Source organism: [Flexibacter] sp. ATCC 35103 (assembly GCF_001975985.1).
In the GTDB taxonomy this organism is placed as follows: domain Bacteria; phylum Bacteroidota; class Bacteroidia; order Flavobacteriales; family Flavobacteriaceae; genus Flavobacterium.
The window spans coordinates 412,348-424,868 of record NZ_MTQF01000007.1 but is presented as its reverse complement, the minus strand read 5'-3'; the positions used below and the strand labels follow the sequence as shown (position 1 = coordinate 424,868).

Annotated in this window: 12 protein-coding genes and 4 tRNA genes; 13 read left to right on the top strand and 3 right to left on the bottom strand. The window is 32.7% G+C overall.

The window, feature by feature from the left end; translation table 11 throughout:
• Positions 1–81 precede the first annotated feature (81 nt).
• On the bottom strand, positions 82–1,272 hold the full coding sequence (locus BXU01_RS17205; RefSeq protein ID WP_083694307.1) for an FKBP-type peptidyl-prolyl cis-trans isomerase: 1,191 nt from the start codon (positions 1,270–1,272) through the stop codon (positions 82–84).
• Positions 1,273–1,351: 79 nt separating this feature from the next.
• Between BXU01_RS17205 and BXU01_RS17200 the strand changes: the two genes are divergently transcribed.
• Positions 1,352–1,741 carry an RNA-binding S4 domain-containing protein gene (locus tag BXU01_RS17200; protein ID WP_083694306.1) on the top strand — a complete coding sequence of 130 codons (390 nt, stop codon included), beginning with the start codon at positions 1,352–1,354 and terminating at the stop codon, positions 1,739–1,741.
• A 94-nt stretch (positions 1,742–1,835) separates the two neighbouring features.
• Positions 1,836–2,336 (top strand): phosphoribosyltransferase domain-containing protein, encoded by a 501-nt coding sequence (locus tag BXU01_RS17195; protein ID WP_083694305.1) that lies wholly within the window; start codon positions 1,836–1,838, stop codon positions 2,334–2,336.
• Here BXU01_RS17195 and BXU01_RS17190 read toward each other — a convergent pair.
• Positions 2,328–2,846 (bottom strand): shikimate kinase, encoded by a 519-nt coding sequence (locus BXU01_RS17190; protein WP_083694304.1) that lies wholly within the window; start codon positions 2,844–2,846, stop codon positions 2,328–2,330. The two genes, BXU01_RS17195 and BXU01_RS17190, sit on opposite strands and share 9 nt — an antisense overlap.
• A 127-nt stretch (positions 2,847–2,973) precedes the next feature.
• Between BXU01_RS17190 and BXU01_RS17185 the strand changes: the two genes are divergently transcribed.
• The 6 genes from BXU01_RS17185 to BXU01_RS17160 all read left to right on the top strand — a co-directional run bounded on the left by BXU01_RS17185 (position 2,974) and on the right by BXU01_RS17160 (position 6,291).
• A tRNA-Lys gene (locus BXU01_RS17185) sits at positions 2,974–3,046 on the top strand.
• 40 nt (positions 3,047–3,086) lie between these two features.
• Positions 3,087–3,159, top strand: a tRNA-Lys gene (locus BXU01_RS17180).
• Between the two features lie 44 nt (positions 3,160–3,203).
• A tRNA-Leu gene (locus tag BXU01_RS17175) sits at positions 3,204–3,289 on the top strand.
• A gap of 14 nt (positions 3,290–3,303) precedes the next feature.
• Positions 3,304–3,376, top strand: a tRNA-Lys gene (locus BXU01_RS17170).
• Between the two features lie 361 nt (positions 3,377–3,737).
• Entirely contained in the window at positions 3,738–4,550 is an 813-nt protein-coding gene (locus BXU01_RS17165; protein ID WP_083694303.1) for an AraC family transcriptional regulator, read from the top strand.
• Between the two features lie 76 nt (positions 4,551–4,626).
• Positions 4,627–6,291, top strand: a complete 1,665-nt coding sequence (locus BXU01_RS17160) for a serine hydrolase (protein WP_083694302.1) — start codon at positions 4,627–4,629, stop codon at positions 6,289–6,291.
• Between the two features lie 18 nt (positions 6,292–6,309).
• Here BXU01_RS17160 and BXU01_RS17155 read toward each other — a convergent pair whose 3' ends face one another.
• Positions 6,310–7,296: a hypothetical protein gene (locus BXU01_RS17155; RefSeq protein ID WP_083694345.1), complete on the bottom strand. Its 987-nt coding sequence runs from the start codon at positions 7,294–7,296 to the stop codon at positions 6,310–6,312.
• A gap of 296 nt (positions 7,297–7,592) precedes the next feature.
• Between BXU01_RS17155 and BXU01_RS17150 the strand changes: the two genes are divergently transcribed.
• The 5 genes from BXU01_RS17150 to BXU01_RS17130 all read left to right on the top strand — a co-directional run bounded on the left by BXU01_RS17150 (position 7,593) and on the right by BXU01_RS17130 (position 12,509).
• Positions 7,593–8,093: a tetratricopeptide repeat protein gene (locus BXU01_RS17150; protein ID WP_255373789.1), complete on the top strand. Its 501-nt coding sequence runs from the start codon at positions 7,593–7,595 to the stop codon at positions 8,091–8,093.
• Positions 8,094–8,223: 130 nt separating this feature from the next.
• Entirely contained in the window at positions 8,224–9,183 is a 960-nt protein-coding gene (locus BXU01_RS17145; RefSeq protein ID WP_083694300.1) for an ion channel, read from the top strand.
• Positions 9,184–9,258: 75 nt separating this feature from the next.
• Positions 9,259–10,158 carry a MerR family transcriptional regulator gene (locus BXU01_RS17140; protein ID WP_055091763.1) on the top strand — a complete coding sequence of 300 codons (900 nt, stop codon included), beginning with the start codon at positions 9,259–9,261 and terminating at the stop codon, positions 10,156–10,158.
• Between the two features lie 39 nt (positions 10,159–10,197).
• A complete protein-coding gene (locus tag BXU01_RS17135) occupies positions 10,198–11,664 on the top strand; it encodes an NAD(P)/FAD-dependent oxidoreductase (protein WP_083694299.1) in 1,467 nt (488 codons plus the stop codon).
• Between the two features lie 5 nt (positions 11,665–11,669).
• Positions 11,670–12,509, top strand: coding sequence for a squalene/phytoene synthase family protein (locus BXU01_RS17130; RefSeq protein WP_083694298.1), 840 nt, complete (start codon positions 11,670–11,672; stop codon positions 12,507–12,509).
• Positions 12,510–12,521 lie beyond the last annotated feature (12 nt).

The window sequence follows — 12,521 nt, the reverse complement described above, 5'->3', positions numbered from 1 at the left end:
CGAAGAATTTCTTTTAAAATTAGAACATAAAAAAACCTCGAAAAATAACTTTCGAGGTTTTCTATATATTCAAAATCCAGTTTAATTCTGTTTGATCGGATATGTTTTATCAAGATGAATTCTTAATCTTGGATTATCTGTATAATCTGTTTCTATATATTTTCTAACATTAGTAGCTGATTCCGGTTTTGCAGGATCTGCAAGCGCTCCTGTTGGCCTTCTTGGAATTCCTCTAGGCTCTGTTTCATCTGTATTAGGAGTATTAGGATTATCTGCTAAAGGTTCCCAAGGATAATATAATCTTGTACCATAATTAAAACCATTTACAATACCAGTTTCACTTGTTGGTTTAGTAAGCTCAAATCTGGTTGTAAAACCATCTCCGTCATCATCAAAATCTACAAAATCTGCAACACCATCTCCATCAGTATCATCAACCAAATCAGCCGGTGGATTAGGATATTTGGTTTTATCCCTAAAATCATACAGATAACCATCACCATTTAGATCTTCTAAATAATCAGGAACACCGTCTCCAAGAAATACTCTTCCTCCTGTACTGGCAGAAATAGTATATTCATTATCCATTCTTTGAAGATCAAATAATTTAAAGCTAAACACTATTGGAGAGTAAGACGGGATCGTTCCTTTTGAGTCAGCATAATAAGCGAGACCTGAAGGAAGAAACATAACCCCAGCTCCAAAATCCTTGTATGAAATAACTCCGCTGCCAGGATCTGTTGTTGAAGAACCTGTTTTGAATTTAGGAAAAATTTCTGACCAGCCTTCTATTACTGATCCTTCATTAGAATAAGGAAACAAATTAAATGTAGTTCCAATTCCGTATGAACTATCGAAAACAGTGTTATTTAATAAATTTCCTGTATAAGATGCTACAATCTTATCTGTATTAGTAGGCGCACTACCTAATCCCTCTCTTAAAACTAAGTAATATACTTTATAAGTAATATCATTACTATATACGTTTCTTGAGGTTAACTTATAAGTAGTCTGGTCCCAAATTGAAACATTTCCGTCACCAGCAACTATTTTTTTAATCACTACATCCTGATCCTGTGGAGTTCCTGGACTGTTTGTAACGGTGATATAATTAGTCTTTAAATATTTTTCAATAGAATCATTATCTGCTTTATATTGTACTGCATAATCTCTTAGAGGAACAGTCACCACATTATCATCATCACTTTTATTACAAGAAACCAAAGAAATACCGGCAAGCAATAAAATAAAATAATATTTAAATTTATTCATTATTGTTAATTTTTTAGGTGCGCAAGATACAATATTGATTTATTTTTGTAAAGAATTTAACTTTGATTTTAGAAAAATTATGAGAATAGATAAATACCTCTGGTGCGTGCGTTATTACAAAACCAGAAACATGGTTACAGAAGCCTGCAAAAAAAACCACATTACTGTAAACGGGCAAGTTGCAAAACCGTCGAAAGAGGTTTTTCCTACTGATAAAATCACCTTTAGAAAGGACCAGATTACACAAATTATAACCGTACTCGACATTCCGGAAAGTCGTGTAGGCGCAAAACTTGTCGATATCTATAGAAAAAACGAAACTCCTGCAGAAGCTTATGCGCATTTAGAACTTTTAAAACTGTCTAAAGAACATTATCGCAAAACCGGTACCGGAAGACCTACCAAAAAAGACCGCAGGGATATTGACGAATATGGCGAGGATATTGTTGATGATGAAGAAACGGAATAAACTTATTTTTAAAACACGAGATTACTTCAAAAAATCTAAATTCTAAAGACTATAATCTAAAATTCTTATTTGTAAATTAGCAAAAAAATAAATCATGAGCAAAAACATCATCTTAACAAATCAGGAAATCGAACATAAAATAAAACGTATTGCATATCAAATATACGAGACCTTTGTTGACGAAGAAGAAGTTGTAATTGCAGGAATCGCTTCTAACGGATCTATTTTTGCTCAAAAAATTGCATTAGCATTAAGTACTATCTCTACTCTTAAGGTTTCGCTTTGCGAAGTTAAAGTTGATAAACAAAATCCGCAATTGCCTATACAAACATCATTAACAAAAGAAGAGTACGAAAACAAAGGTTTAGTACTTGTTGATGATGTATTAAATTCAGGCACTACATTAATATATGCTGTTCGTCATTTCTTAGACGTTCCGTTAAAGAAATTCAAAACAGCAGTACTTGTAGACAGAAATCACAAAAAGTATCCCGTAAAAGCAGATTTTAAAGGAATCTCTTTATCAACATCTTTATTAGAGCATGTTCAGGTTGTTTTTGATGAAAAAGGTGATGATTACGCCTTCTTAAGCTAAAATTTCTAAAATATCTTCCACCGTTTCTTCGACAGCTTTATTATCAACTACAACTTTATGTTGTGCATGATTGTAATAATAGCTTCTGTCGAATAAATGCTTTGCAATAAACTCTTTCATTTCTTCTTCATTCATATTAGCTATAAGCGGACGATTGCTCTTATTATGTATTAATCTATTATATAAAGTATCGATCGAAGCTTTTAAATAAATAGAGGTAACATCGTCTCTTTTTAGTAATTCATGATTATTGGCATAACAAGGTGTTCCTCCTCCTAAACCTATTATACTATTTTCTGAAGATTGAAGTAATTCTACAAACATTTCATGTTCTAATTTTCGAAAATGGATCTCACCAAATTGCTCGAAAATCTCATTTATCGATAAATTTGCTTTTTTTTCGATGCATTTATCCAAATCGAGAAACGGAATATTTGTATTTTTTGACAAGTTTTGGGCAATTGTTGACTTTCCGCAACCCATATATCCTAATAATATGATTTTTTTCATTTTAATAATAGCCTAAAAATTAAGACGTTGTAAATTTTGATTAAAAAAAGACAAATTTATAATAAATAAGCTTGCAAATATCAAAAATAACTCCTTATATTTGCACCCGCATTCAAGGAAAGAATATGACTCGATAGCTCAGTTGGTAGAGCACATCACTTTTAATGATGGGGTCCTGGGTTCGAGCCCCAGTCGGGTCACAAAATTTGTGATTTAACAAAATACTTTCCTTGATAGCAAGACTCGATAGCTCAGTTGGTAGAGCACATCACTTTTAATGATGGGGTCCTGGGTTCGAGCCCCAGTCGGGTCACAACATAAGGTCGAGTATTTATTTACTTGACCTTTTTCATTTTAGGCCACGTGGAGAAACGGTAGACTTGCCATCTTGAGGGGGTGGTGCTCGCAAGGGCGTGTGGGTTCAAATCCCACCGTGGTCACCAGAAGATATAATAATGACTCGATAGCTCAGTTGGTAGAGCACATCACTTTTAATGATGGGGTCCTGGGTTCGAGCCCCAGTCGGGTCACAAAAAAGGTCAAGTATTCATTTACTTGACCTTTTTTATTTTTAAACTATATAAAGAACCAAAACTTAACTTCTTTAGAGAATTCCTTACATAAAATTTATTAGTTTCAAATCTCACTGCGATGACAAAAAGTTAGAATCCAAAATGTGTTTTTATCTTTTTTCATACTTCCTATTATTTTACAACCGCATAACAAGAACCGATAATTTTATCGATCCAGATCGAAACCAATTAAATCCATATCTTTCCTGTAACATTTTTCATCTTATTACATCTAATAGCTATTAAGTTCATTGTATTCATTTAATGTATACAAATCATCCTAATATCCTTGCCCGCAAAAGGGAATCAATGCGATTGTATGAAACATTTAAAAAAAGGCACATTTTACGGACAAACGAATCAGACAATTATTCTGGACGGAATAACCCTGACAGATACCGTGTATACGCACAGCAAAGTAGATTGGCATTATCACGAGAATGCCTATTTTACCTTTATTCTGGAAGGCAATGTTATCGAGGGAAATAAAAAAGAAATCTACAATTGTGCTCCCGGAAGTTTACTTTTTCATAATTGGCAAGAACCTCATTACAATATTAAACCAGAGGGATTCACAAGAGGTTTTCATCTCGAAATCGAGAAACACTGGTTCGACACCACAGCATTAAAAGATGATAACCTACAAGGCAGCATTAACATCTCTAGACCGGAAATTAAGTTTTTAATGTATAAAATCTTCAGAGCTGCTAAAATTGAAGGTTCTGCAATAGATTTTTCAGCACAAACTTTGCTAATAGAAATATTATCAAAACTAAATACACAAAATAATACATCGCTTTACAAAAACCCAAAATGGGTACAGCTTATTGATGAGATTCTTCATGATCAGACCGGAGATACAATCTCTTTGGATTATTTATCTAAAATAGCCGGAATACACCCTGTTCACCTCTCAAGGGATTTTTCTAAATACTTTGGCTGTACTTTAAGCGAATACAGGAGAAAGTTAAAAGTAGAAAAAGCGCTTTCCCTCCTGTCTTTACAAAAGCAATCATTAACAGAAATCGCTTATGAATGCGGATTCTCAGATCAAAGCCATTTTACGAGATGCTTCAGGGAGGTAAACGGATTAAATCCTTCTGCGCATTTAAAATTACTTTTAATGAAATAATGCAAATGTTAATCCTGTACAATTTTTAATCCCGGTTATCAAATAATTTTGCTTTTTAATCTTATTAAATCAAAAAATGATACGAACATTATCCCTACTAATAATCAACCTTTTTTATTTGATTGCCTCAGGTCAGACCACTAATCTTTTTAAACCTCAGGAAATAACGAACGAACTGCATAAATCAAACATTGGAAAAGTTACTTTCATGGATGGAAACATTCCGTTAGAGCAATATAAAAAATCTGATTTTCTTCAATCTTTCAATCTCACATACAAATCAAACCTTAATATCAGGATTTTTCTTGATAACTCAATAACAAACTATTTACATCAACTGGAACCCAATTTATCAGCTGAAGAACTTGTAAAAATGGGCAATCTTCAGTTTTCGTTTTATATCGATAATAAATTCATATACAAAGACAACATTAATTCAGGATGCAATTTTGGATCTGACAACAGCAAAAACACCTCAACAACATTAAGAATTCCGCTTACCAGCTCTAAACCTGAAAATCTCTGGGCATTGCATATGTGGGATCGTTTTAAAATTAATGGCGGCGAAACTGCACTAACAAACGGAACACATACTTTAAAAATTGAAATCAGACCTTACATCATTAGTAATCAAAATAATGATATTAAAACTGGAGATCTAATTGCTAAAGGAGAAATTAAACTCATAATAAAAACTCCTGTAGTAACTGCAGAGCAAATCGCAATACAAACTATATTACCCAATAGCGGATGGGAGATTTCTAATCTTGAAATTAATCATCAGAAAATCGAAATGTTAAACAAGGAAATAGCCTCTTATAACCTAAAAGAAATAACAAGCGTCGTTGCCATTTATGATGGTAAACTTTTGATAGAGGAATATTTTAATGATGCCGGCAGAAATACTTTGCATGATACTCGCTCTGCAGGAAAATCTTTTGCGTCTACACTTATGGGTATCGCTATAAATGACGGATATATTAAAAACGAAAAACAAACACTTAGTTCGTTTTATAACTTACACCAATATGCAAATTATGATACCAAAAAAGACAGTATAAAAATAAAAGACCTGCTAAGTATGAGTTCTTCATTTGAAGGTTCAGATGCACATAGCGATTCACCCGGAAATGAGGAGAACATGTACCCTACAGATAACTGGGTAAAATTTACGCTGGATCTCCCTACAGACTCAACAAAAACAAATGGAGGCACATGGGATTACTTTACAGCAGGCGTTATTCTTTTAGGAGATATTCTGGATAAAAATGTCCCAGACGGATTAGAAAAATATGCTGATCAAAAACTCTTTAAACCATTAAATATTACAAATTATCAGTGGCAATATACACCACAAAAAGTAGTAAATACAGCAGGAAGCCTACAAATGACCTCACTGGATTATGCAAAATATGCTCAATTATACAAAAACAACGGTATATGGAACGGCAAACAAATAGTCCCAAAATTATGGATAGAAAAAACTTTTACAAAGCAAATTAAGATTCCAGAGAGAGACAATCAATTTTACAGCTATTTATTCTGGAATAAAACCGTTACTTATAACAACAAAAATTACGAAACTTATTACTGCGCCGGAAATGGAGGAAATGAATTTATAATTTTCAAAGATTTACCACTTGTCATTATAATTACCTCAAAGGCATTTAACAAACCATACGGACATCCTCAGGCTGATAAAATAGTTCACGATTACTTATTGCCGGCAATCTTAAAATAAAAAACATAGTTTTCATCGTTACTCCATATTTTCTAAATCACTAACAAAAGCAATTTGACTTGGATTTTCCGGCAGATAAAAAATTTCTATTTGTTCCTGCTTTGTAATATCGAGTTCAAGCAAACCAATAACTTTCTTTAAGCTATTACGATGAACATCCTGTTTATTATCTGTGTATTCGAGTTCAAAACGAACTTCTGGCTGGTCATTAATATAAATTCCGGTTTGAGTTACTTTTATTAATTTTGCCCAGGTTTTTATGCCTTTAAATTTAATCAGTAATGAACCTCCTTCCAAACCTGTAAGCTTACGGTAAATAAATTTTAACAGATATCTAAAAAACAAGAGGACCGCAGGACATACAATCAATGGATGTCCAAAACTCATAAAACGCCAGCCCATACCAAAACTTTCCGTTTCATACGAATACGCATAATATCCAATTACGGCAGCGACAAATGCCAACCAGCCTAATAAAATACCCAATACTCTTATTCCATTTATATTTACCTCTGTAGTTGCAACAATAAAGTGAGGAGCTTTTTCTGCATCTCTGTTAAGTATTAGATTTATTTTTTTCCCAACTTCAAAACGTCGTTCTTGAGGTTTAGCATCAGTAACACTTGTTTTGTTTGTAATTTCAGTATCTGCCAGATTTTTAAACAACAATTCAAGTTCATAAGTAGAAAACTTCGCGTCTGGTTTAGAAGTTTTAACAGCACTTAAAATTTTTGCTTCCCTAAAAATTCCTTTTGACTTTAATTGTTCGATGTTTCTTTTTGAAATAAAAATTTGAACAATCCATTTTCGGAAATATCCTATCAGAACAATTAACCAGAGAATAACTGATATAGAAACGATACTTAAAGCCAGCCACGGATTTTTATCCTTCAGCGTATTGACATCAAATTCGCTATTTACCGCATAATATATGAGCATAGGGAAAGGAATAGCAAAAAACAACATATATAAAGCTCCAAATGCGATAGCAAAATTTTTCTTCATTTCTTTTAATAATTTGGGGTTACTAATTAAAATGTTCACTGCAGGAAACATCATTTTTCAACAATTCAACCAACTGATTATAACATTGTTTTACAATCAGATACTATCAAATTTACATAAAATATTACAGCAGAAAAGAAATTAGTTTAGAAATTGAGTTAAATAATAGTCCGGATCGAGTCCATAAAAAATCAATTACTAACTATTATTTTACAAAAGAATAGGAGTTTCAAAACAAAACTTTACTAAATTCGTTTCATAATTAATCAACCTACTAACTAATCCCAAATTGGTTTATGAAAAATTTATTACTTGTATCATTTATTATGATAACTTGCTCTACATGGGCTCAATCTGCAACTGGTTATTTTGACAAAGCCATGAAAAAAGCCGAAGCCGGCAATCATAAGGGCGCAATTGCTGATTATACAAAAGCAATTAGCATGAACACTAAATTTGTAGAAGCGTACCAAAATCGCGGTGTTGCAAAATTCAAACTAAATGATCTAAAAGGTGCTCAGGCAGATTTTAGCAAAACAATCGATTTAGACAGCATGAATGCAGATGCATTTACAGGCAGAGCAAATGTAAACTACAAACTAAACAACTTTCAGGAAACCGTTGACGATTGCTCCTCTTCACTTGGTTTAAACCCAAAAGATTACATCGCTTATAACCTGAGAGGATTGGCATATAATAAAATGGGAGACAAAAAAAATGCCTGTAAAGACTTTTCTAAAGCGATAGAATTAGGCAGCCAGAGCGCCATTAAAAATAAAGCTACATTTTGTAAATAAACAAAATTAAAGCCATTCAGTACGAAAGCAATTTGTAAAATAGATATTTACAAATTGCTTTTTTTTATTAAAATCAGCTATAATTTCGTCTAATAGTTATGCTTAACTTTGCCCTTTAAACCAAATCTTAATGGCACTTATAAAAAAAATAAACCAAAATGTACAAACTGATAAAAATTCAGGTTTTGGAACTAATGCAAACAGTTACGGAGGAAGATTTGTAAATAAAGACGGAACTGCGAATATAGAAAAAAGAGGCATGCATTTGTTTCGCCGCATTAGCTGGTACCATACCATGATAGATATGCCAAACTGGAAATTCATGTCCATTTTGTTTATTTTTTACATTGTCATTAATTTTATTTTTGCCGTTATTTATTATGCTATCGGGATCGAGCATCTCGACGGTATTGCACAATCTCAAAGTATATTAACCCAATTTGGCCAGGCTTATTTTTTTAGTGCACAAACCTTTACCACTGTAGGTTACGGACATATTAGTCCAACCGGTTTTTTGACAAGTGCCCTTTCCTCGGCCGAAGCTTTAATTGGTTTATTAAGTTTTGCTATAGCAACAGGTTTATTTTTTGGAAGATTTAGCAAACCCACAGCATTTTTAAAATTTGCAGACAATGCCTTGATTTCTCCTTATGCAGAAGGAAAAGGTCTTATGATACGTGTTGTTCCTTTTAAAAACACCAATTTTACAGATGCTACGGCAAAAGTTATGTTAGGAATGAGTTTAGAAGAGAATGGCCAGCATACTATTAAATTCTATAATTTAGACCTTGAACTAGATAAGATAAATGCACTTACATTAAGCTGGACTTTAGTACATCCAATTACAGAAGATAGCCCTTTATACAACTTTAGCCAGGAAGATTTAAAGAAAGTACAAGGTGAAATACTAGTATTCATTACCACTTTTGACAATATGTACAGCAATACAGTCGCTGCCAGAACATCTTATACTTTTAGCGAAATCATTTATGGGGCCAAATTCGAAACCATGTATAATCGAAGTAAAGATGGCTCTAAAACGATCCTGCATTTAGACAAATTAAACGATTATCAATCTGTAAACTTCTAGCAATCTATCATTTTAATGAAGTTATCAAAGTATTTTCAGATTTTATCCTATTTTTGTTCACCAAATAGCCAGTAAATGATAAACAATATTAAAACTGTTTTCAGCATAAAAGATCTCGAAAACTTATCAGGAATAAAAGCACATACCATTCGTATCTGGGAAAAAAGATACAACATTCTGGAGCCAATGCGTACAGACACTAACATTAGACTCTATAACCTGCAAAACTTACAGAAGCTTTTAAATATTACTTTATTACACGAATACGGTTATAAAATCTCTAAAATAGCAACCTATCCAGAAGAAAAAATCCCGCAATTAGTTCGTGAAATTATTTCAAAAAGAAATTCTCAGAATTACGCTATAACTTCTTTTAAGATGGCGATGATGAATTTTGATCAGGAAATATTCTTCAATACGTTTGACTGGCTTATTTCTGAAAAATCATTCAAAGAAGTTTTCAAAGATCATTTCCTGCCTCTATTGAAAGAATTGGGGCTATTATGGCAATCCGAAACCATAACCCCTGCAAATGAACACTTTATGAGTCATTTGATCAAACAAAAAATATTAATTTATACAGAAAGCCTTCAAATACAAAAACCAACAAAAACCAACAGAATTTTTGTTCTTTCACTGCCTCTTAATGAAATTCACCAAATAGGATTATTATATCTGCAATACGAAATTTTGTCTCACGGCTATAAAACCATCTATCTGGGCGAAAGTATGCCAATAGAAAACCTTCATGATCTGACCAAACATTTTGAGAATATTACGTTTGTATCTTTCATGACAATTCAGCCGGACAGAAGCGTTATCAACCAATATGTAAAAACTATGGGACAAAAGTTACTTCAAAAAAATAATGAAATTTGGCTTATGGGTAATATGGTTGAACACATTGATCCGAAAATTTTATCCGAAAGAATACAAATTTTCAATTCAATGGAAGAAACAATTAGTATGTTATAATATTATTTTGTTTAAAGTTTTTGTACATTTGTTAAACAAATGAAAAAAACAATAGCAATAATAGGATCAGGCTTCTCAGCATTAGCCGCTTCATGTTACTTGGCAAAACAAGGAAACAAGGTGACTATCTATGAAAAAAATGACTCTATTGGCGGAAGAGCCAGACAGTTCGAACAAGAAGGTTTTACGTTCGACATGGGACCAAGCTGGTATTGGATGCCCGATGTTTTTGAACGCTTCTTTCTGGATTTTGATAAAAAGACAACTGATTATTACGAACTCATAAAACTAAATCCTGCTTATCGGGTTTATTTTGGAGCAGATGATTTTATCAATATTTATGACAATCTCGAAGAAATAAAAACCACTTTTGAAACTATTGAAAAAGGAAGTGGTCAAAAACTAGAAGCTTTTATCAAGCAAGCTAAAAGTAATTATGATATTGCTATAAAAGATTTGGTTTATCGTCCCGGAGTTTCTCCTCTGGAATTAATTACCATTGAAACGACTTTAAAACTCAATCAGTTTTTTAGCACCGTGAGTAATGATATTCGTAAAAAATTTAAAAACAAAAAGCTGATCCAGATTCTGGAATTTCCCGTTTTATTTTTAGGCGCAAAACCCTCTAAAACACCTTCTTTCTATAATTTTATGAACTACGCCGATTTTGGCTTAGGAACCTGGCATCCAAAAACCGGAATGTTCGATGTAGTTCGCGGAATCGAAAAACTGGCATTGGAACTTGGAGTTACCATTGAAACCAATTCTGCAATAGAAAAAATAATAGTAGAAAATAAAACTGCAACCGGAATTGTTATTAACGGAAAAATAATTCAGGCAGATATTATTTTAAGCGGTGCCGATTATCATCATACCGAAACCTTATTAGATAAAGAATATCGTGCCTATTCTGAAAAATATTGGGAAAGCAGGGTTTTCGCTCCATCCTCGCTTTTATTTTTTATTGGATTCGATAAAAAAATAGAAAATATTTCCCATCATGCCTTATTTTTTGATGTAGACTTTGATCAGCATGCAGCAGATATTTACGATAATCCAAAATGGCCAGATGCTCCTTTATTCTATGCCAATTTCCCATCAAAGACAGATAAAACAGCAGCACCGGAAGGTATGGAAAGTGGCTTTTTCTTAATTCCGTTAGCACCTGGAATAAATGATAGTGAAGCACTTAGAGAACAATATTTCGAAAAAATCATTACACGTTTTGAGCAGATTACACAACAAAAAATTAAAAATAATATTATATTTAAAAGATCATTTTGTAAAAACGACTTTGTAACAGATTATAATGCCTACAAAGGAAATGCTTACGGAATGGCGAATACATTATTGCAAACGGCTTTTTTAAGACCAAAATTAAAAAGTAAAAAAGTTCGTAATTTATATTTCACAGGACAATTGACTGTTCCTGGTCCAGGTGTTCCGCCTGCTTTAATTTCAGGAAAACTAGTAGCCGGGTTAATTGAAAAATCTTTTAGATCTTAAAAAAAATGAAATCACTATTCGATACCGTTTCTTTCAAATGTAGCAAATTGGTCACCCAAAACTACAGTACTTCTTTTTCGATGGCTGTAAAAATGCTATCTCCAAGTATTCGCGAAGCGATTTACAGTATTTACGGATTCGTTCGCTTTGCTGACGAAATTGTCGATTCATTTCATGAGTACGACAAAGAAAACCTTATCAATGATTTTGAAAAAGAATATTACAAATCCATTGAATTCGGGATTAGTCTCAACCCTATTCTCAACTCATTTCAGCACACTGTAAAACAATATAACATTACAGATGATCAAATTCAGGCTTTCTTAAAAAGCATGAAACTGGATCTCATTAAATCAACATACAACTCTCAAACTGAATACGAGGATTACATCTACGGATCTGCAGATGTTGTAGGTTTAATGTGTCTCAAAGTATTTGTAAAAGGAAACGAGCAAAAATACGACCAGCTAAAAAATGAAGCAATGCGATTGGGATCAGCTTTTCAGAAAGTAAATTTTTTAAGAGATCTAAAAGATGATAATTTGGTTTTAAACCGAAACTATTTTCCAGGAGTCGATTTAAACTCTTTCGATGAAAATGCTAAAAACACCATTATCAACGAAATCGAAGAAGATTTTAGAGTTGCTTATCAGGGAATTGTAAAATTACCTATAGAAGCAAAATTTGGAGTTTACACAGCATACATCTATTACAAAAAACTGCTAAAAAAACTAAAAAACACACCATATTACGAAATTGGAAGCTCCAGAATCAGAGTTTCAAATTATACAAAAGCCGGGCTTTTAGCACAATCTTTTGTAACTTACAAGTTAAAATTGGTTTAGATTTACCCGCAA